18 protein-coding genes are annotated in these 20,332 nt (G+C 44.3%); 7 read left to right on the forward strand and 11 right to left on the reverse strand.

Annotated elements, in window-relative coordinates:
• Positions 1 to 6: 6 nt before the first annotated feature.
• On the reverse strand, positions 7 to 1,485 hold the full coding sequence (locus F6J90_RS07845; RefSeq protein ID WP_293091917.1) for a serine/threonine-protein kinase: 1,479 nt from the start codon (positions 1,483 to 1,485) through the stop codon (positions 7 to 9).
• Positions 1,486 to 1,791: 306 nt separating this feature from the next.
• Between F6J90_RS07845 and F6J90_RS07850 the strand changes: the two genes are divergently transcribed.
• Complete coding sequence (locus F6J90_RS07850; protein WP_293094763.1) at positions 1,792 to 2,667, forward strand: shikimate dehydrogenase; 876 nt, start codon at positions 1,792 to 1,794, stop codon at positions 2,665 to 2,667.
• A 184-nt stretch (positions 2,668 to 2,851) separates the two neighbouring features.
• Here F6J90_RS07850 and F6J90_RS07855 read toward each other — a convergent pair whose 3' ends face one another.
• Entirely contained in the window at positions 2,852 to 6,631 is a 3,780-nt protein-coding gene (locus F6J90_RS07855; protein WP_293091918.1) for a filamentous hemagglutinin N-terminal domain-containing protein, read from the reverse strand.
• A gap of 1,076 nt (positions 6,632 to 7,707) precedes the next feature.
• On the opposite strand from F6J90_RS07855, the gene aroC reads away from it, so the two are divergent.
• A complete protein-coding gene (gene aroC, locus F6J90_RS07860) occupies positions 7,708 to 8,802 on the forward strand; it encodes a chorismate synthase (RefSeq protein WP_293091919.1) in 1,095 nt (364 codons plus the stop codon).
• 7 nt (positions 8,803 to 8,809) lie between these two features.
• A complete protein-coding gene (locus tag F6J90_RS07865; RefSeq protein WP_293091920.1) occupies positions 8,810 to 9,661 on the forward strand; it encodes an MBL fold metallo-hydrolase in 852 nt (283 codons plus the stop codon).
• Positions 9,662 to 9,691: 30 nt separating this feature from the next.
• Here F6J90_RS07865 and F6J90_RS07870 read toward each other — a convergent pair whose 3' ends face one another.
• The 4 genes from F6J90_RS07870 to F6J90_RS07885 all read right to left on the reverse strand — a co-directional run bounded on the left by F6J90_RS07870 (position 9,692) and on the right by F6J90_RS07885 (position 12,504).
• Entirely contained in the window at positions 9,692 to 9,823 is a 132-nt protein-coding gene (locus F6J90_RS07870; RefSeq protein ID WP_293091921.1) for a hypothetical protein, read from the reverse strand.
• 90 nt (positions 9,824 to 9,913) lie between these two features.
• A complete protein-coding gene (locus F6J90_RS07875; RefSeq protein WP_293091922.1) occupies positions 9,914 to 10,189 on the reverse strand; it encodes a hypothetical protein in 276 nt (91 codons plus the stop codon).
• Positions 10,190 to 10,293: 104 nt separating this feature from the next.
• Positions 10,294 to 11,556, reverse strand: coding sequence for a transposase (locus F6J90_RS07880; protein WP_293091923.1), 1,263 nt, complete (start codon positions 11,554 to 11,556; stop codon positions 10,294 to 10,296).
• Positions 11,557 to 12,039: 483 nt separating this feature from the next.
• Positions 12,040 to 12,504, reverse strand: a complete 465-nt coding sequence (locus F6J90_RS07885; RefSeq protein WP_293091924.1) for a hypothetical protein — start codon at positions 12,502 to 12,504, stop codon at positions 12,040 to 12,042.
• A 127-nt stretch (positions 12,505 to 12,631) separates the two neighbouring features.
• Here F6J90_RS07885 and F6J90_RS07890 point away from each other — a divergent pair, with 127 nt between their 5' ends.
• A complete protein-coding gene (locus F6J90_RS07890; protein WP_293091925.1) occupies positions 12,632 to 12,793 on the forward strand; it encodes a hypothetical protein in 162 nt (53 codons plus the stop codon).
• Complete coding sequence (locus F6J90_RS07895) at positions 12,790 to 13,734, forward strand: transposase (protein WP_293090693.1); 945 nt, start codon at positions 12,790 to 12,792, stop codon at positions 13,732 to 13,734. The genes F6J90_RS07890 and F6J90_RS07895 overlap by 4 nt, the downstream gene beginning before the upstream one ends.
• Before the next feature lie 65 nt (positions 13,735 to 13,799).
• Here F6J90_RS07895 and F6J90_RS07900 read toward each other — a convergent pair whose 3' ends face one another.
• Entirely contained in the window at positions 13,800 to 13,925 is a 126-nt protein-coding gene (locus F6J90_RS07900; RefSeq protein WP_293090694.1) for a hypothetical protein, read from the reverse strand.
• Between the two features lie 99 nt (positions 13,926 to 14,024).
• On the reverse strand, positions 14,025 to 14,945 hold the full coding sequence (locus F6J90_RS07905; RefSeq protein ID WP_293091926.1) for a phosphodiester glycosidase family protein: 921 nt from the start codon (positions 14,943 to 14,945) through the stop codon (positions 14,025 to 14,027).
• 146 nt (positions 14,946 to 15,091) lie between these two features.
• On the opposite strand from F6J90_RS07905, the gene F6J90_RS07910 reads away from it, so the two are divergent.
• A complete protein-coding gene (locus tag F6J90_RS07910) occupies positions 15,092 to 17,197 on the forward strand; it encodes a TIGR00300 family protein (protein WP_293091927.1) in 2,106 nt (701 codons plus the stop codon).
• A 112-nt stretch (positions 17,198 to 17,309) separates the two neighbouring features.
• Here the strand turns inward: F6J90_RS07910 and F6J90_RS07915 are convergent, their stop codons facing one another.
• On the reverse strand, positions 17,310 to 17,546 hold the full coding sequence (locus tag F6J90_RS07915; RefSeq protein WP_293091928.1) for a hypothetical protein: 237 nt from the start codon (positions 17,544 to 17,546) through the stop codon (positions 17,310 to 17,312).
• A gap of 538 nt (positions 17,547 to 18,084) precedes the next feature.
• On the reverse strand, positions 18,085 to 18,288 hold the full coding sequence (locus F6J90_RS07920; protein WP_075903326.1) for an NblA/ycf18 family protein: 204 nt from the start codon (positions 18,286 to 18,288) through the stop codon (positions 18,085 to 18,087).
• 653 nt (positions 18,289 to 18,941) lie between these two features.
• Between F6J90_RS07920 and F6J90_RS07925 the strand changes: the two genes are divergently transcribed.
• Complete coding sequence (locus F6J90_RS07925) at positions 18,942 to 19,271, forward strand: DUF433 domain-containing protein (protein WP_293091929.1); 330 nt, start codon at positions 18,942 to 18,944, stop codon at positions 19,269 to 19,271.
• A gap of 122 nt (positions 19,272 to 19,393) precedes the next feature.
• Here the strand turns inward: F6J90_RS07925 and F6J90_RS07930 are convergent, their stop codons facing one another.
• Positions 19,394 to 20,152 carry a class I SAM-dependent methyltransferase gene (locus F6J90_RS07930; protein ID WP_293091930.1) on the reverse strand — a complete coding sequence of 253 codons (759 nt, stop codon included), beginning with the start codon at positions 20,150 to 20,152 and terminating at the stop codon, positions 19,394 to 19,396.
• Positions 20,153 to 20,332 lie beyond the last annotated feature (180 nt).

Here is a 20,332-nt window from a genome sequence, read left to right on the forward strand (position 1 = left end):
GGTGATTCACCACGGCACTAGGGAGGTTATCCCAATAAAGAATACTAACAATAACAACAATAGTAGGGTAACTATCATACCAGTAATGACGAAGGATGTGATCGCCCAACCCCGTTGATGGCGCTTAAAGGCTTTGATACTCTTCCAACGACGACTTTTCCATGCCCACTCATTGCCCTTGATGCCCAGAATAATCCCCATCACTGGCCAAGCCAGAAATCCAGTCACTAAGGATAGATCCGTCCAGGCAATCAGTCCAATCCAAACTTGATTGGTGACACACCACAAACCTGGTAGACAAAAGGCACCCCAGTTCCAGCCTTGAATCTCTGCTGGCACTGGCACAGATTCGTCAAACACTTGCTTGCAACCAGAATTATTGATGGGAGTAGGTGGCGGGTAGGATTTAGACTGGGGAGTTACAGCTACAGTACCCTTCATTTCTGTTTCTCTAAGCTTAGAATCATCAGAATCATCGGTTCGGATCAGGTCTAGAACCTCTTGAGCAGATTGGAATCGCTCAGAGGGTTGGGATGCCAGCAAACGAGATAAAATAGTATTAACCTCTGGCGAGAGGGTTAGTTCTTCTTCAGTTCGCCAGTTGAGGGTATAAGGGTCAACCAGTTCCTGGGGCTGTTTACCAGTCATTAGTACTAGTGCTGTCACTCCCAAAGCATACAGGTCACTATGGGGAGCAGCAATCCCTAGGCGTAGCTGTTCATCAGGTGCATAGCCAACTTTACCTAGGCAAGTCCCACCAGCGTAGATGGCAGAGTTTTGCCCACTGGTTACGGGGGTATTGACTTCTAGAGCAATTTGTTTGACACCACCCAAGTCAATTAATACTGGCACTCCATCGGACGCACGACGGATAATATTGTCTGGAGCAATATCCCTATGAATTATGCCTAATTGGTGTAGATAGCTTAAGACCGGGAGCAATTGCTGAAACAGTTGGAGAATTTCGGCTTCGCTGAAGCGTTCCCCTTTACTTAGTCGTTCTTCGAGTAAGGTTTGATAGGTTTTTCCTTCAATGTAGTCTTGGACGAGAAACAACCGTTTGCCATCCCGAAAAAATTCCCAGAATCTCGGAATTTGGGGGGATGAAAGCTTGTGCAGCATGGTTGCTTCCCGTTGAAATAGTTCTTCGGCTTTTTCTAGGGTATGGGTGCCCTGGTTTCTTGGAGTCAGCTCTTTTAGGGTTACTAGTTCATTAAAGCGTCCAGTGTCTTTGGCGAGGTAGGTTTTGCCAAATCCCCCTTGTCCTAAGGTACGTTGAATTATGTAGCGATCGCGTAATCGGCTTCCAGTCTCTAATTTATTGTCTAGATTAGTATGGTCTAATGTATGGTCTAGATTAGTATGGTCTAGATTAGTCTCTAGGGGACTGCTACTGGGAGGAGGTAGAGAGGCACCACAACGAGAGCAAAAACTTGCCCGACTGGGATTGATTTGCTCACATATCATACAAGTGATTGAATTCATGGCTCCACTCTTTTGAATACCAGCTGGGTTCATGCCTTTGCTGCCTAGTTAATTGGTATTATAATTGGCAATATAATTGGCTCGATATGATCTATTTTAGCCATGAGAAAAATGATAGTTCATTCAAATGTGCTGTTTGGGGTAAATATTGTAGACGGTTGACGGTTAATTGTCAAGGAATTGTTAATTAATTGTCAACCGAAGGTAGCAATCTTAATCAGAAATATTTAATAAGAAATATTAATGTCGCAATTATTAACTATTTCAGGCTTACAATTCTAAAGTTATGTGCGTAGAACGTGGGTGATGCGGCAAATAACAGGAACAACAAAGTTATTGGGTGTGATTGGTGATCCAGTGGAACATTCTTTATCACCACTGATGCATAACCAAGCGATCGCATCTTTGGATGTGGATTATGTCTACCTACCTTTACCGGTAAAATCAGCAGATTTGAAAAATGCGATCGCTGGTTTTGAGGCGATTGGTCTAGTCGGTTTCAATATCACTATTCCCCATAAACAGAGTATCATCCCCTTGTTGTCGGAAATTTCAACAGTGGCTCAAGGGGTGGGAGCAGTGAATACTGTTTATCGCACCGATATCGGTTGGATTGGTACGAATACCGATATCGAAGGGTTTATCACCCCGTTGCAAGGGTATAACCGGGATTGGACTCAAACTACTGTAGTGATTTTGGGGTGTGGTGGTGCAGCACGAGCTGTAGTAGTGGGTTGTGCTGAACTCGGTTGTAGTGAGATTCATGTGCTTGGTCGCAATCAGGAAAAGTTAGGTCAATTTAAGCAAAGCTGGATTAATTCTGACCTTGCTATTACTATTCATACTCATCCTTGGGAACAACTACCGGAACTCCTGGCCCAAGCCAATTTGTTGGTTAATGCTACTCCTGTGGGAATGTATCCCAAGGTCGAGCAATCTCCTGTTGATGACCTAGCCATGGCCAGGTTGCCGGAAAATGCGATCGCTTATGACTTGATTTATACTCCTAATCCCACTCAGTTTTTACGACAAGCCAAGGAACAGGGCGCGATCGCCATCGATGGATTGGAAATGCTGGTGCAACAGGGAGCAGCAGCATTTAAAATTTGGTTAGGACAAACTCCGCCAGTGGATATTATGCGTCACGCTCTCCAGGAGAAATTGGGCTTGTTGAAAAGTTAGCTAAAATTTATAGCGCTGTGCTATCTAGCAGTTATCAATTGGGTGAGGTACAAATTCTTGGGTTTTAGGGAGTAGGGAGTAGGGAGTAGGGAGTAGGGGTAATAGTTTGTTTAATAGTGATTACGGGCGCGGGTATGGATGGGAGTCGTAAAAAATTATGTGTACCTCATAACTATGAGACACGCTATAAATTCTGGCAAGAAAAATAGTGATACCAAGGCTTGGGTGGACTAGTGGTATCGGTAGGGAAAGAGGTGAGAATGATTGTACCATCGGGACCAATCATCCAGCCTTGAGCTTCCACAATCCGTTTTGGCTGAGAATTCTGTTCGGTCGATGGAGTTTTACTTTGATTGTTATCAATTTCAGTAAGGGTTTGATCATCTAGAGTCACCCAATCAGCAATGATGGATTGACCGATAATCGGGTCGAAGGGACTAGCCGGAATGCCACCGCGTCCAGTAACAATAAATTCACCAAGTTCATCTACGGAGATTTTCCCACTTCTCGGGCAGCTAGCAACAATGAGCGATGATGGGTCAGTTAAATTAATTGGTAGTTGATTTAATCCCCGAGAAGGGTCAAGATTGCCGGTGTTGATGGTCACTATTCCTTGTGGACCAGAGTCAGAACTGGCATCTATATCATTAGTGCCATTGCCTGGGATGGCTCTGCGCTCCTCAATCAAACGGACATCTTCGGCATCAATGGTGATCTCACCACCTTGACCCTGTGCAGCTTTGGCAATGATATCGCTACCATTAGGACCAGTTGGGGGAAAGGCAATTAAAACATCGGTATCAATAGTAATGTTGCCACCCATAGCTTGATCGGAAGCCTCTGCGGAGATTAGGCTTTCGTTAAGCATCACTATTGAGTCTGATACGTTTAGTGTGATATTCGCTCTATCTTCGCCTCCGCTCAGTTGAGTTTCAGCTAAAAGTGTTCCGTTGTTAAGCAACAGGGAATTAGCCGTAATGTCCAGATTACCTGCTACCCCTTTCTCACTTCTGACTGTTATTATTCCTCCATCTTCAACCTTCAGGGAATCAGTATCGATTTTGATTTGACCGCCTTGACCAGTAGCTTTCTCTTCTGCAGCGCTGGCAATGACTCCATCATCAACAGTTAGTGTATTGGTAGTTAATATAATATTTCCAGCTCCGCCATTGCCGTTCGTGTTAGCACCTAGCGTCGCACCATCAGTCACTGAAATGGAGTTAGCGTTAATTTCAATCCCACCAGCGTTGCCCCCTGTTGACCTAGGATCGACACCAGTCAAGATCCGACTAGGTCTGTCATTAATGTCCACTCCGTCTATTAAAAACTGATCACGAACCGTAATGATCACATCCCCACCATCCCCCTTGCCTTGAGTACCAGAGGCTAACCTGGCACCTTCAGTAATGGCCAATGAACCTTCTGTAACTGTGATCCTGATCTCGCCACCATTCCCCTCCCCATCGCGTTGAATATCACTAACTATACCACTATTTACTGGAAACAGGTCGTTGATTCCGTCAAATAAAACGCGATCGCGAGCTATGATTTCCACATCACCCCCGTTTCCTTTGCCATCGGTTTCGGAAATTATCAGAGCACCGTTAGTCAACGAAACTGACCCACCTTTAATCAATACCTTGCCAGCGTTGCCCACTGCTTTAGGTCTAACTCGAGTGAAGATAATAGTTGCCAATGAATTACCGTTTTCATTCCTAGCACCGCCATCAATAATAACTTCATCCTCAGCAATAATTGATATATTGCCAGCCTTTCCTATGTCATATATTTCAGCACTTATTTGACCGCCATTGGTCATAAAAACTGACTTGGCCTCTATGGTAATGTCACCACCCTCACCTTCAGCTTGTGGTTTGTTACTAGAATCTCTATTCGGACCGACCCGAGACCGCAGACCGCTGGCTATGTTAGCATTACTTGCTATCCCGTCAATCGTAACTGTATCGCGAGCTTTTATAGTTATATTACCGGCATTTCCTTTTGCCTTTGTGTCAGCTACGAGTCTAGCAGCATTTGTGATAGTCACTGATTCGGCGTCAATCGATATATCTCCTGCGTTGCCAATTGCATCAGGATCCGCTTGGGTGACAATCGAGTCTTTGTTCTTGTCAACGAGAACTTGATCCTCAGCAATAATTGTTACATCTCCACCATTTCCCTGTCCTTTGATCCTCGACTGCAAGGAAGCATCATTCATAAACAAAGAGCCTGTGGTAATGGAAATACCACCACTATTACCGGTAGCGTCTTGTTCTATGTTGTTGAAAATGCCAGTAGCCTCACCATTTTCCGAATTTCCTTCAAAGGTGACTGTCTCATCAGCAACAATGGTAATTTTCCCGGCATCTGCTTCACCAAAGGTACTCGTTTCGATCTGAGCACCGTTTGTGGCAAAGAGTGAGCCAGTATCGATAGTGATATCCCCACCCTTTTCTGTGCCGAAGGTATTGCTAATAATAAAACTTCCGTCAAGGGATAGTTCATCGTTTGTAATCACAGTAATATCCCCTGGTTTTCCAGAAGCGGAAGAGGCATCAATGCGTTCGCTTATTTCAATCCCACCTCGATAATCAATAATCACCTCACCACTATTTCCCACAAACCCACCGAAATCGTCATCAGTGCGGAGTGTTCCAATCTCCAGCTTGTTACTAGGATTAGAGCCGTTGGGTTGATACTGATTCGTTAACAATACCAGTCCATTCGGTGCTTGAATCGAGATGTCACCAATCGTAATATCTGCACTAGTTGCACCAGTAACCACATTAGGGGCAAGGTTTCCAGTATCGGTATTTCCTGGAAAACCTCCCAGTAATGTCCAATCTATGCCAGCACGGATATCTAGGGTAGGTTTGTTACTACCATCAATTACTACAGAAGTTCGAGCTTGGTCCGACAAGGTAACATTGGCCAGACTAGCTAAGAACGGATTGGAGTTATCAGGGCTAATGGCATTATCCGCTGTATCGGTAGAGTTAATCTCAATGTCACCAACGGTAACACTCCCTCCTGCCAAAATATGGAGTGATGCTCCGGTATAGTTTCCTAAACTGACATCCCCATTGGCCAGAATAATTGGATCGTGGGGACTGAATAAATTTCCGGGTAACCCATCCAACTGCTCGATGCTGACACTTCCGCCAGCGGTATAGTGAGCATCCCCTGCTACCGGATTATGCGAACGCAACCGTAAATCCTGACCAGCAAATAAACCACTATCGGTATGGTTATGGGCTGCAATATCAATTGACTGATTCCCCTGAATTAGGAGCAAGCCACCTGCTGACGCCCTAAAGGGTTGCGCTACACTATCCCTAATCGTGACCGTATCTTCTCCGAACAGAGTCAAATTCCTACCAGCATCCAGTTGACCTTGTAAATCCAGATTGCCAGCGGCTAGAGTTAAATCTTGTCCTACTGCTAAATTCCCAGCATTTGTAATTCTGGTCCTCGGGTCATATTTGCCATACTGCAATCCTGGGGTGATATTAATCGTTAACAGTGGCGGGGCTTCTGGTGATGTGGCACTAAACTCCTGCCCATCACCAAATACCAAACTATTGGCAGTAGACGCTACAAAGGAACCAGCTACATCTAATCTGGCCTTGTGTCCAAACACAATACCATTGGGATTGAGCAAAAACAGATTTGCTGGTCCATCTACTCCCAAAGTGCCTAGAATATTGGATATATTCCCGCCAGTCACCCGTGTTAGAATCGTCTGGATCCCAGAGGGATTAGCAAAATAAACCCGTTGCAGTTCTCCTACATTAAATTCAGCCAAACTATGGAACAAATTCGCCCCACGAGTTGCTCCCCCTTCAATTAAATCTGCCAGCGCCCCCTTGACCTCTACATTAGGAGTTACCCTTGACGCTTCATTTCCCAAGGTTCCATCGGGGATAATCTCAGCTAAAACTGGAGCATAAAAACCCCAAGCCAAACATCCGGTTATGCAAATTATCCTTAATTATAAAAATGCACCAACAGCCATAAGCATCCTAACCAATCAAATCCTATTAATTGGAAATTATATACCATATATTACTTGAGGAGCCTCAAAACAATTCCCACTTAACTAATCTTAATTTATTAGGTAAATAATTAGGGAAGTTATTAGTAAATAATTAGGGAAGTTATTAGTAAATAATTAGGGAAATTATTAGGTGTGAATGCAACAGGACTGACTTAAGCCGCTAACCGGTTTTATTAAGGAATAAGATAATTAAGTACTTGACACTCCCCGCTTTAAAAAGACGGGGATTCCTAGATCTACGACCGGCCTTAAACCTCCGTGTCCAAATGGCAATATCTAAACCTGAATCCCGTCGATACCAAGATTCTAGTCAGTTCACGAAAGACCCAGCGGGCTAGTCTCCTTAGGCGTTTAGTTACTTTCAGCAAAAGTGCCTTATAAAGTCCGTTACTTTCCTGTTTCACTTGGTTTCGGCGTGCCCCGCCGTACCATTCTCTTTTCTCAGGTCGTATCTTTGCTGGGTTCACACACCAATTGTTAGTTGATGATTGGGTTTTTAAAGAGGACTTTCCCTACCCTCCGGGCATTTCTTCTTTAAGGTCAAACAATTGCGGGTCTCTGACCCGGTTGTGCCTCGGATTTTCAGCCTGTACCCATATCTAAATAATACTCTAGCGCACAAGTATTGTCAACCTTTTTAATGGAATTGCATCTAGGCGACTTTAGTCGCTACCTGGCTTTCATCCCCGGTTTAAAAACACGGGGCTTTCAGCCTGGAGCAGTACCGTAAGCATTCAGCCGTCAGCCGTCAGCCGTCAGTGGTCAGTAGTCAGTAGTCAGTAGTCAGTGGTCAGTGGTCAGCTTATTTTATTCAAAAACACCGATCTAGTAGGATGGCACAGTCTTCGACGCATCGGACCTAAGCCATAAGCACCTCAAGTAGCGATGCAGCGCTGCATCAAGACAGCGTGCGCATAAGCTGATAGCTTATAGCTGATAGCTTAAGTAAGTACTACGATTAGAGCACTACTAGAGCACTAACTATGGGCAATACCTTTGGACATCTGTTTCGGATCACTACATTCGGAGAATCCCACGGGGGTGGGGTTGGGGTAGTCATTGATGGCTGTCCACCGCAACTGGAAATTTCTGCGGCAGAAATTCAGGTAGATTTAGACCGCAGGCGTCCAGGTCAGAGTAAGATTACTACTCCTCGTAAAGAAACCGATACCTGTGAAATTGTTTCGGGAGTATTTCAGGGCAAAACCCTAGGCACACCGATTATGATTATGGTGCGCAATAAAGACACTAGGCCCCAAGACTATAGCGAGATGCAAAAGACGTATCGGCCTTCCCATGCTGATGCTACCTATGATGCCAAGTATGGCATTCGGAACTGGCAGGGGGGAGGACGTTCTTCAGCCAGGGAAACCATCGGGCGAGTGGCAGCGGGTGCGATCGCAAAAAAAATTCTCCAGCAAGCTGCTGGTGTAGAAATCATTGGCTACGTCAAGCGTATCAAAACCTTAGAAGGTATCGTAGACTCCAACACCGTCACTCAAGACCAGGTAGAAAGTAATATTGTTCGTTGCCCTGATTCAGAATGTGCTCAACGGATGATTGAACTGATTGAGGAAACTGGACGTAGCGGTGATTCCGTTGGGGGTGTAGTAGAATGTGTGGCTCGCCATATACCCAAAGGCTTGGGAGAGCCAGTCTTTGATAAGCTAGAAGCCGATTTAGCCAAAGGGGTGATGTCCCTACCAGCTAGTAAAGGCTTCGAGATTGGCTCTGGTTTTGGGGGCACTCTACTTACCGGCAGTGAGCATAATGATCCATTTTACACAGACGAAACCGGTGCAGTGCGCACGGTTACCAATCGCTCCGGTGGGGTTCAAGGTGGCATTAGTAACGGCGAGACTATTATTATTAGAGTAGCGTTTAAACCCACTGCTACCATCCGCAAAGAACAACGTACTGTCACCAGTACTGGTGAAGAAACCATTCTAGCTGCTAAAGGACGTCACGACCCTTGTGTTTTACCCAGGGCCGTACCTATGGTAGAAGCAATGGTTGCTTTAGTATTGTGCGATCACCTGTTGCGTCATCAGGGTCAGTGCGGTACTTTGAAGCATTAACTTACCAATGAAGACAAGCACTTCCTCCGAGTTTTTGGTTAAATTTTGGGGAGTCCGAGGCAGTATACCTAGCCCTGGACGGGACACAATTCAATATGGCGGCAATACGTCTTGTGTAGAGATGCAAGTGGCTGGGTTACGTCTAATTTTTGATGGCGGTACTGGCTTGCGGTTGTTGGGAAAAAGCCTTAAGCAGCAGTTACCCATTGAAGCTTATTGGTTTTTTACTCACTACCACTGGGATCATATTCAAGGCGTGCCATTTTTCATTCCAGCCTTTGTGGAAGGGAACATTTTACATATTTATGGCGCAGCTCCCCCCGGGGAGTGCATGGAGCAACACTTCAAAGAGCGGGTGTTACACTTGAATGCTCCAGTTCCTACTAACAAAGTAAAGGCAGATTTGAAGTACTATGACTTAGAACTAGGTCACAACACTATTGACCTAAAAGATATTACCATAGAAACTGCTCCTTTGAATCATCCTAATGGTGCTATAGGCTATCGCGTAACCTGGCAAGGGCATTCCGTGTGCTACTGCACCGATACAGAACATTTTCCCAACCGCCTTGATCAAAATGTGGTGTATCTAGCCCGTGATGCTGATCTATTAATATACGATGCTATGTATACCGATGAAGAATACCACAACCCCAAATCTCCTAAGATAGGTTGGGGCCATTCCACCTGGCAGGAAGGGGTGAAGCTGGCAAAAGCTGCTGGTGTTAAGAAACTGGCTATCTTTCACCATGAACCCAATCACTGTGATGATTTTCTCGACAAGCTGGCAGTGGAAGTCAAAGAAGTGTTTGATGGCGCGTTTATAGTCAAAGAAGGGATGATTGTTACGGTCAAGTAATGGTCAAGGGTTCAGGTTGAAAGTTGAAAGTTAAAGGTTGAAGTGTTGAAGGTTGAAGGTTGAAGGTTGAAGGTTGAAGGTTGAAGGTTGAAGGTTTAAAGTTGTTCGCCTTTGGCCTTCGGTGAAGGGTAGGTTGTTCCCGTAGCGTGGCCGAAAGGCCAAGGTTGATTGTTAATAGTCAACATTAGTGATGATTCGACCTCTCCCCACCTGAATCCTTAACCCTTCACCCAGGGTCGATACCCTCTGACCTTAATCCAAGTCCAGACTTTCCAACTCCGACTGGAAGTCCGCTACAAAGGCTTCAGTATCATCAAGTTTCATCTCATTCAAAGCCTCCCACTCTGCATCGGTATAGTTGGCATCGCTCCCAATGACATCCATGGTCCAAGAGTAAATGTTGCTAGGATCTTCGAAAAGTTCTACAGCAAATTCACGGGCACTTTTGCTAATACTTGGATCTGCCTTAGCTGCTAAACAAAGGTTTAACAGTTTACCCAAAGACGTATCTGGGGTTACTGACATCATTGAACCTCCCCATCCTTGAGAGGAATGGGGATTCCCAGGCACAGCCTAAGCGACTGTTGTCTCCATGGGCGTAACTTTCCCTCGCACCGTTCGCGTAGCGTGGCCTATGGCCAGGGTAGCTGAGTGGAGTCAATTCCCAGTTTTTTTAGACCCCTTGTCCTGATATTTACAGCCCCATTTACGTCAGCATCGTCATGGTAACCACATTCGGTGCAAACAAACTTTTCTCCTTTTCTGTTATCTGCACTAATGTGATGACATCTTGGGCACTGCTGAGATGTATGCCGGGGATTTACTTTGATCACAGGTATGCCTGACTTCCCAGCCATGACTTCTACTTTCTTGATCAATTCCCCCCAAGCAGCGTCAGAAATTACACGATTAAGACCTCTTTTGGCTGATTGTCCGTTGCGGTCGTAACCACCCTTGTCGTTGGGTTTAGGCTTGCAACGGGACTTCATACCTTTGATGTTCAAATCTTCAAAAACAATGGCATCCGATCCTGTTGTAAGTTCTTTTGCTACTTCCCAATGGCACGCAGAACGCTTATTAGTTATCTTCTCGTGTAACGAAGCAACTAAGCAGAAGGATTTTTTACGATTACTCGACCCTTTCTTTTTGCGGCTAGCGGCTCGTTGTCTCAATGTTAAGCGTCTAGCTTGACGTTTATATTTCTTGCTATTGCTAGGATTTTGGATTGTTTTTCCGTCACTAACACTGACTAGTTTTCTAACACCTAAGTCGCATCCTTTGACTCGATCGGGTCTAATTTCACTTGTCTTTTTTGTTGGAGGTAGAGGGACAGACTTGTTTTCTATCTGGACACTAACAAACCAACCTCGTGACTTCCGACGGACGGTCACTGATTTCATGGCAAACCCGTCCGGGATGGAACGAGAGTTATGAAAGCCCATCCAGCCAATTCCAGGCAGGTAAATTTTATTCTCGTCTATTTTTCCCTGACCCGGGGAGTATTTAAAACTCCGAAAACGAGAGCGTCTTTTGGGTTTTGGGTATTTAGATTCTCCTTTAAAAAACTTAGCAAAAGCCACGTCTAACTGTCTCAACATCTGCTGTAGGACGGTTGAATGGATTTGTTTGTACCAAGGCCGCTGCTTTTTTAACACAGGAAGAGTTGAACTCTGGATTTCATAAGGGCTACGTCTAGGATTATTTTGGCTTTTTTTCCATGGATAACCAACAGAACTGGATTTACTGACAGAGCACGTCAGCGGACAAACCTCTCCTTGGCTTCTGATATTACAGTAGTTTCCCATTTTTGGGGCTTTGACTTGTTCGTAAGTCTCCCTTCTGTCTCTTAATAAGTAGTTGTACTGCGCCAAAAGCATATCCAACCATCTAATCATAGTTGCTTCTTGTTGAGGGCTGGGCTTAAGTTTGTAGGTGTATCCTAATTGCATAGCATCGACCTTTTTTTGTGCTATTATAATTATATATAACTGAAATTAAATCGACAATGGTATGACATAAAAAACTTTAAGAAAAGTGGGAAGGCCACGTCTTTACTCAGAACCCAAGACAACACAGAGTATCAAGGCTACCAATACAGCCTGGAATGGATTAAAGTGCTTGGCTGCTGTTTCTGGATTAAGCCTGTCTGAATACTTGGAGTATTTAGGAAAGACAGCAACGTTGCCGTAATCCTGCACTTGAAGGGAAAATTCATCCTAGAGATGAAACCTGATTGTTAGTCGAGCCTTAATCAAAAAGATTTAACCAAAGGTGCGCTTGACCGACTAACCATAAAGGCGACCCTATCCTTAGGGTAACTTCAACACCTTAAGAAGGATGGGGTATTCTTTTCCCCTGGCCTTGGCCTTTGGGCCACGCTACGCGAATGGCCACGCTACGCGAACAAACTCCCCTATTCGATAATTTTTTGATTTTGGTGGAGCATAGGATTCCCCCTCAGAGATAACTTGCCCTTCTACTTTGACCGGATCACCACGTTTAGGATAGGAGTTCGGTGGATACTCCCGAAAAGGATAAAAGAAACTACCGTTGATAGCTAATTGTAAGTTAAACTCCCGCACAAATTCCGAAGTATTCCGGGCAGTAAATTCATTTTTATCGACTTTATTTCCTGGTGTTACTAATAGTTTTATTCCTGGTGTTGTTAGGTCTATGGTCACAGTATGTACTATGAGCGGACGGGGAGATTTGCGAGCATCTCTTTGATACAAAATGCCTGGGAAAAGTTGTTGCTGCTTGTCGGTGGGAAGCGGACGCTTGAGCAGCAATCCGCCATAGATCAACAGTGGCACGCTCACAATACTGATGCTGGTGGTAAGCATAATTCGCTTCAGTCTAGTTATATTTAATTTTTTCATGCTCTAAGCTATTGTGCATTTAAACTGTATATTCATGGGTTTTATTGAATACTATATCTTGGTATAAAATAGCTAGAGCAATCCTCAATTAATGGTGATATTTTTTTACCTACTCCCTACTCCCTACTCCCTATTCCCTACTCCCTGTTCCCTACTCCCTATTCCCTACTCCCTACCTTTCAGGTGTATGATTTTAACAAAAGAGGAAAAAAGAACTAAAAACCTTAGTACACCATTGGACTGTCATCGATGATCACACAGATTCCGAAAGGGTATCAAGAATGGTTCAGAGTAGTGATGAGGAAGATGCCTCATCTGAGCAAATCTCAGGCAGTGGGATTAGCAATGGGTCGCTTTTTTGGTATTGCCATCACTCAAAGTTGTGGATTATCAACAGTAGCCGTATTTTTAGCAGAAATCCAACATCGATCAGAAAACAATGTCAGAGAGCAGTTAAGGCAATGGTACAAGGAAAAAAGTCACAAATATGGCAGAAAGCGACAAGAAATAGAAGTCAGTGAAAGCTTTGCCTTCTTATTGTTGTGGATATTAAGTTGGTGGTCATCCGATCAAAAAAGCCTGGTGCTGGCTGCAGATGCATCCACATTGGGTAAGCGTTTTACAGTCTTGGTAATTAGTGTGGTCTACCGTGGCTGTGGAATACCTGTAGCTTGGAAAATTGTGGGTGCAACCGAAAAAGGGAGTTGGCAACCTTACTGGCATCAGCTGTTAAATCAGGTCAAACAGGGGATCCCGGATGATTGGTTTGTGATAGTCACCACAGACCGAGGGTTGTATGCTAAATGGTTTTATCAAGGGATTGTGGCTAATGGCTGGCATCCTTTGATGCGGATTAATGCTCAAGGATATTACCAACCATCCCAGGTTTTGGGTGACCAACCCCCATCGAAATTACCTCTGTCTGGGCTAATCACTGAGGTTGGTCAGCATTGGAGTGGTCGAGTCAGATGTTTCCGAAGCAACTGTGTCGATTGCACTCTCTTAGCTCGCTGGGATCACGGTTATGCTGACCCTTGGTTAATGTTAACGGATTTGAGTCCACAACAGGCTCAAATCTACTGGTATAGTATGCGTAGCTGGATTGAATGCTTGTTCAAAGACATTAAGCGTGGTGGTTTTGGTTGGCATCACACCAAAATGACTGACCCCAAACGTGCCGAAAGACAATGGTAACGCTATTGCTGTGGCGACTATTTGGTTGGTTGGCGTCGGAGGATTAACTGACACTAGTTTATCTGCTAGTAGTTTATCGGTTGAAACTGACGACGATGGCCTCGACGCCGATCCGTTGCAATTTTCGACCCACTCTCAACAACCTCTGTCTTTAAGTTGTTTTCGACGAGGTTTTTTACGTATTCTGGCATCTGTCATTCAACAAATGCCTTTACCTATGGGTTGTTTTTCTCCCTCATTTTCTCTATCTTCTGCATAAATATTAAAATCATACACCTAAAAGCTACTCCCTACTCCCTGTTCTCTACCGGTAAAGCATAGATTCCCATATGGTTAGCAACTGGACGTTGGCGCGTAGGAATACGGGTCTGAATCGGTGAATTTAATACCCGTAGCTTATTCTTATTTGCTACTACCAGAGTGCTGGAACCACCCCCATCCAAATTGAGAGCGCTATCGGCTCCTAATTCTTTAATAAGAGTAGTCAATTCAGCCAAAGTAACCCCCTCGCTGTAAAATTGCTGGCGACCATCAACAATAATTAACCACAAGGTTTTGCCTGATTTATCAATAGCCACAGCAGTGCGAGGACACAGTAGATTCTCATCTTTACGACCTGGCAATACTGCTGGCTTCCCTTCTTTTAGTAAAATTTCTCTACCCGCTAGTCCCTCAGATGTGCCTGGAGGACAACGGCTTTGATAAATTTGAGCATAAATTTCAGCTTGGAGAAACTTTGAAATACAAAGCACTGAAGAAGTAGATTTTGGAGGAGCATAGGATTTCCCCTCAGAGATAACTTGGCCTTGTACTATTACCGGATTACCAGTTTTAGGATAGGAATTTGGTGGATACTGCCGAAAAGGATAAAAGAAACTACCATTAATAGCTAATTGTAACTTAAACTCCCGCACAAATTCCGAGGTAGTCCGGGCCGAAAATTCGTTTTTATCGACTTTATTTCCTGGTGTTACTAACAGTTTAATTCCTGGTGCGCTTAGGTCTATGGTAACAGTATGTACCATCAGCGGACGGGGTGAGTTGCGAGCATCTCTTTGATATACGATGCCTTGGAACAGCTGTTCATGCTTGTCGGTGGGAAGCGGACGCTTGACCAGCAATCCGCCATAGATCAAAACTGGCACGCTCACAATACTGATGCTGGTGGTAAGCAGAATTTGCTTCAGTCTAGTTATAATTATTTTTTTCATGGTACAATAATAAGTTTATGGATAAAATCTTTAAGATTAATCCACCAACTTAACCTACCCCTCTGTCAATGGCAAATTGTCGTGACATTGGTTTGATTGCTGACTTACCGTGGTCGTGTAGGTATCTACCAGATCAGAAATCGACTATGACTGAATCAATTCGCTTCCTCATGTGTCCCCCTGACCACTACGATGTGGATTATGTGATTAATCCCTGGATGGAGGGAAATATTCACAAGTCATCGAGGGATCGCGCTGTAGAACAGTGGCAAAAACTTCACTATGTCATCAAAGAGCATGCCCTAGTCGATTTAGTTTCTCCTCAATCCGGTTGGCCAGATATGGTATTTACAGCCAATGCGGGATTAGTCTTGGGCAAGAATGTGGTGCTTAGCCGCTTCCTCCACAAAGAGCGCCAGGGGGAAGAACCGTATTTCAAGCAATGGTTTGATGACAATGGCTACACTGTCTATGAACTTCCTCAAGACTTACCGTTTGAAGGAGCTGGGGATGCTCTGCTAGACCGGGAAGGGCGTTGGCTGTGGGCTGGCTATGGCTTCCGCTCAGAACTTGATTCCCATCCATACCTTGCTAAATGGTTAGATATTGAAGTTGTGTCCCTGCGGCTAATGGATCAACGCTTCTATCACTTGGACACTTGCTTCTGTCCCCTGAGTGGTGGCTATTTACTCTACTATCCCCCAGCATTTGATTCCTATTCCAACCGCTTAATCGAAATGCGGGTACCACCGGAAAAACGAATTGCAATCACAGAAGCTGATGCAGTGAACTTTGCCTGCAATGCGGTCAATATTGATCAACTTGTAGTGATGAACAAAGCTAGCGATCGCCTTAAAGATCGGCTCAGTCAAGCTGGGTTTGAGGTGATTGAAACCCCCTTGACGGAATTTCTCAAAGCTGGTGGTGCTGCTAAATGCCTAACCTTACGGGTAACTGAACCAGTCCGCAGTGAAATCCATGGCAATCAACCAGTTGAAAGTCGCATTATTCGTTTGGAAGGTCATTTGCTTGACTCTGGTATCATCAGCCGTGCCTTGGATTTAATTGTAGGAGGTGGGGGTAGCTTCCAGGTACTTAACTTCGACCTAGGAACACAGCGGCAAAGCACCTCTAATGCTGAACTGAAAGTCTCTGCACCAGATCATGAGGTGATGGCAGAGATTATGACTAAGCTGATTGATCTAGGAGCTGTCACTCCTGCCCAAGAGGTGTGTGATACGAAATTGGAACCTGTTACTCAACCAGGGGTTGCTCCGGATGACTTTTATGTTACTACCATTTATCCGACGGAAGTACGGGTTAATTGTGAGTGGGTGAAGGTACAACATCAACGCATGGATGCTGTGATCGCAGTAACTGAAACCCCAGACGGTGTAATCGCTCGTTGTAAACTGGTGCGGGATTTGGACGTTGGAGAACAGGTGATCGTGGGAGTAGAAGGAATCCGCACGGTGCGCAAAACTGAATCCCGTGAACAACGCAATCAGCAGGAATTTAGTTTTATGGCATCTGGGGTCTCTAGTGAGCGCCGGGTAGAATTAGTAGTGGAACAAATTGCCTGGGAGCTGCGCCAAATCCGGGACCAAGGCGGCAGAGTAGTAGTGACAGCAGGACCTGTGGTGATTCACACTGGCGGTAGTGAACATTTATCCAGTTTGATTCGACAAGGGTATGTTCAGGCGCTGTTAGGGGGAAATGCGATCGCAGTTCATGACATCGAGCAATCCCTGATGGGAACCTCTTTGGGTGTGGATATGAAACGAGGAGTAGTTGTCCATGGTGGACACCGACACCATCTCAAAGTAATCAATACTATCCGTCGCTGCGGTAGTATTGCCCAAGCTGTAGAACAGGGTGTATTAACTAAAGGGGTGATGTATGAGTGTGTCCGCAATCACGTACCATTTGTCCTAGCCGGTTCCATCCGAGATGATGGTCCTCTGCCAGATACCCAGATGGATTTGATTAAAGCACAGCAAGACTATGCCAAGTTATTGGAAGGGACGGATATGGTCTTGATGCTGTCTACTATGCTCCACTCTATTGGGGTCGGAAACATGACTCCAGCCGGAGTCAAGATGGTCTGTGTGGATATTAACCCCGCCGTAGTGACAAAATTAAGCGATCGCGGTTCAGTAGAATCTGTTGGTGTTGTCACTGATGTCGGTTTATTCCTTAGCCTGTTAGTGCAACAGTTAGATAAGTTAACCAGTCCTTATCTAGTCAAGTAATTAGTTTAACTGTTTAAGAATTAAGAATTAAGAATTAAGAATTAAGAATTCTACATTCTACATTCTACATTCTACATTCTTAATTCTACATTCTTCATTTATTACTAAATTATTAACTTGCTTTATAATCCATATTTTCATTGTCACTAGGAACCAAAACCCAGTCTGAGAGTCTTAGTTTCTGATAGGTTGCCCAGCCTTTAGAACCGCCAGGTACTGGGTAATCTGGGACAGCATATTGGCGAAAAGCTGTGTACGGACGCCAAGCCTCATAAGGGGAAGTCCGCAAGTGCAGAATTTTCTGTTCATTGCTACCAAAGCTCGATAACCAGCACATTTGTTTTACCATGGGATACTCCTTGATTGTGAATTAAAGCTAGAGAGCCTTGGTTAACTGACCATTTGAACAGTAAGTAGGTGAGAAATAACCCTGAATTGCTGATTTACTGAATTCATAGATAATTTAGCAATTCAGTCATGTTAAATGTATCTCTAGCTACCTACTTGATGCACTTAATAATGTTATTATGTCTCAGTCGCCTTGACTCTAACTGCTGTGTTTATTGTTTCTTCAGTAATTTAGCTGTGGATTCCGGATAATTGGGTTAAGCTAATCATAATTTAATTTGCAAATTTCCCGTATTAGACAAAAGTAAGCATTTAGCCGTCAGCGGTCAGCGGTCAGCGGTCAGCCGTCAGCTATCATCCTTAAAATAAACCTCGTTCGGGTAGCGTGCGCCTATGGGCAATAAATTAAACGAATGCTTACCTATAGAAGCTGATAGCTGATAGCTGATAGCTGAACGCGCACGCGTGCGCGTAGCGCTAATCGCTGATAGCTGATAGCTGATAGCTGATAGCTTACTTCCATCCCTTGCCCCCTGAGCTTACTCACTCCAAGGTGGAGGATTTCCGATTAAACTGTGCTTAACGAAATTCCTGAAATGAATTTCACGAATTGACATCTGTCTATAGAGCTCGCACAGAAGATTCTTTGCTTGTTCAAGGTCGAGATTTTGAATTTGCGTCTCAAAAACTTTAAGATTGAACTCCTGTTCTAGGGAAAATTCTATTGGTTGATGTTTTTCCATGATGATCTGACTCCTATAAATTTCCAGAAATTAGGGATTGGTTAGACCCCTCAACCCACATTAATTACGAGTGGGTAACTTGACGCCTTAATTACTTATCACCTTGAGTTGGGATTTTTCTGCAAGGATTACTGTAAATAGGCTTTATACTAGTTATGATGGCAGATTTTACGAGACGTTACAGTACCCTTGCGGGTACTTTGTATCCCACCCACACCTATCCTTAAGTATCACATCGGTAAAGCAACCAGAAAACGCGAACGCGATTGGCCGTAGGCCACGCTAAAAGCGATTGACCGTAGGTCACGCTACGCGATGAAGCGTTTCGGCAAAGCCGACGCTACGCGAACGCAAAGCGTGGCCAAAGGCCTCAGCTTCCGCTAAGAGCGAACGCGCTTCAGGGGATATCCAGAGAAGCCGGAGCACTGTCTTGATGCAAAGGGCGAGTGGGGGAAACCCCCTTTGGCCGACTGCATCGCTAAACCTCCAAGTAAAGTAAGTAAAAATACTTAGCGGTATCTGAGTTTTGATTGCTATATCGATACTTTCAAAATAATTGGCAGACAAGAGCAGAATGCCTCAGTATTGATCTCAGTTTTTTGTTTCAGTTGTTTCAGTTATATGATCTCAATACATATATTCAAGGTAAATTGATGCCAGTTATAGAAGCTAAGACTTATATAGAATATCGGGACAATGGTTACTGGATTGCAGGCACACGAATTTCTCTAGACTCCGTTGTATATACTTTCCGCAACGGATTATCACCAGAAAGTATTGTTCAATCTTTCCCACTGTTGTCCCTTGAACAGGTTTACGGAGCGATCGCGTTCTACTTAGCTAATCGTGAGCAGATTGACGCTTACCTCGCTCTCGAAGAGGAAGAGTTTAATGCCATGCCTCAACCATTACAAACCACTGATCCGTCTCTGTATAACAAACTTAGGTCACGATTAGCCAAAAAACAGAGGCTGGGAGCATGAGCGTCTGGGTCTTTTAGTTTTGCCGTAAGCATATGCGCTACGCGCACGCTGCGCGAACAGCAGTCAGCTGTCAGCCGTAATCCAAGGCCATTGGCTGATAGCAGCTGAATGATTATTGATAGTTAGCTTTTGTTAAAAAAACTATCAGTAAACTGTCGCAATCCGAAATACCATCTAACCACCGGGTCCTTTAAGTAAGGCTGTAGAAGTCTCATCTTCGTAGATTCTTCGTAGTATGCGGTCGATGCAGCAGATTCAGAGGCAAGCAAACGCTCAATTACTTCTAGTATTTCTGGGGCTTGAGAATGCTCCGCCTGGAGATAATCGATAATATTGTAACGATACCAAGGAGCTACATTAGGTATGTGTCTAAGTTTCTCGCGAATACGATCTGCGACAACAAAATTATGCTTAGTGAATAAACGGTGCCAGTAATCTCTGGAATGAAGATTGATATGTCCATGACCGCTCTGACTAGGAACTGCTGCTGAAAATACCACGATTGGCGCAACACTAGTCATCCAGCTGATTAGTATTGGAGATGTTTCAGGTTCTAAGTGTTCAGCAACTTCCAGAGAAATAGCAAGATCGAAATGCTGGTTGGAGAAAAGATTAGCAATGGCTACTTCGTCATTTAGATCAAGTTTGTGAAATTCAATAGATGATTCTGAGAAATCAGGTTCCGAATAACCATCTACAGCTGTTACCTCTACACCCAATCTGGCCAGCTCTCTAGTAAGATGCCCAGGACCACATCCAAATTCTGCCACACGTTTTGGTTGATAAGTTTTAACGATTGTTGACGCTATAGCTTGATAATTGGTATCGAATATTTCACTAGTAAAATAATCCGAATTGTAATCAAATGCAGCCTGAGTCATAGAATTTACCCCAAATTGATACGCGCTCTGAAACCGAGATAGACCTTACACCAAACAAATGATGCTAGACAGCTCTGAAAATGGTTTTGAATGACGGGCACTCAGTTGAGGAATTCAACAAGCTAGATTAGCCCATATATCTATCAACCAAATTGGCAAGCTACATTATACCATCAAAAC

It is taken from the genome of Moorena sp. SIOASIH (genome assembly GCF_010671925.1).
In the GTDB taxonomy this organism is placed as follows: Bacteria; Cyanobacteriota; Cyanobacteriia; order Cyanobacteriales; family Coleofasciculaceae; genus Moorena.

Excerpts from the sequence above, each read along its gene's own strand:
- F6J90_RS07845 (WP_293091917.1), bottom strand. The coding sequence starts at position 1,485 with ATGAATTCAATCACTTGTATGATATGTGAGCAAATCAATCCCAGTCGG.
- F6J90_RS07850 (WP_293094763.1), top strand. The coding sequence starts at position 1,792 with ATGCGGCAAATAACAGGAACAACAAAGTTATTGGGTGTGATTGGTGAT.
- aroC (WP_293091919.1), top strand. The coding sequence starts at position 7,708 with ATGGGCAATACCTTTGGACATCTGTTTCGGATCACTACATTCGGAGAA.
- F6J90_RS07865 (WP_293091920.1), top strand. The coding sequence starts at position 8,810 with ATGAAGACAAGCACTTCCTCCGAGTTTTTGGTTAAATTTTGGGGAGTC.
- F6J90_RS07875 (WP_293091922.1), bottom strand. The coding sequence starts at position 10,189 with ATGATGTCAGTAACCCCAGATACGTCTTTGGGTAAACTGTTAAACCTT.
- F6J90_RS07880 (WP_293091923.1), bottom strand. The coding sequence starts at position 11,556 with ATGATTAGATGGTTGGATATGCTTTTGGCGCAGTACAACTACTTATTA.
- F6J90_RS07885 (WP_293091924.1), bottom strand. The coding sequence starts at position 12,504 with ATGCTTACCACCAGCATCAGTATTGTGAGCGTGCCACTGTTGATCTAT.
- F6J90_RS07890 (WP_293091925.1), top strand. The coding sequence starts at position 12,632 with ATGGTGATATTTTTTTACCTACTCCCTACTCCCTACTCCCTATTCCCT.
- F6J90_RS07895 (WP_293090693.1), top strand. The coding sequence starts at position 12,790 with ATGATCACACAGATTCCGAAAGGGTATCAAGAATGGTTCAGAGTAGTG.
- F6J90_RS07900 (WP_293090694.1), bottom strand. The coding sequence starts at position 13,925 with ATGCCAGAATACGTAAAAAACCTCGTCGAAAACAACTTAAAGACAGAG.
- F6J90_RS07905 (WP_293091926.1), bottom strand. The coding sequence starts at position 14,945 with ATGAAAAAAATAATTATAACTAGACTGAAGCAAATTCTGCTTACCACC.
- F6J90_RS07910 (WP_293091927.1), top strand. The coding sequence starts at position 15,092 with ATGACTGAATCAATTCGCTTCCTCATGTGTCCCCCTGACCACTACGAT.
- F6J90_RS07915 (WP_293091928.1), bottom strand. The coding sequence starts at position 17,546 with ATGGTAAAACAAATGTGCTGGTTATCGAGCTTTGGTAGCAATGAACAG.
- F6J90_RS07920 (WP_075903326.1), bottom strand. The coding sequence starts at position 18,288 with ATGGAAAAACATCAACCAATAGAATTTTCCCTAGAACAGGAGTTCAAT.
- F6J90_RS07925 (WP_293091929.1), top strand. The coding sequence starts at position 18,942 with ATGCCAGTTATAGAAGCTAAGACTTATATAGAATATCGGGACAATGGT.
- F6J90_RS07930 (WP_293091930.1), bottom strand. The coding sequence starts at position 20,152 with ATGACTCAGGCTGCATTTGATTACAATTCGGATTATTTTACTAGTGAA.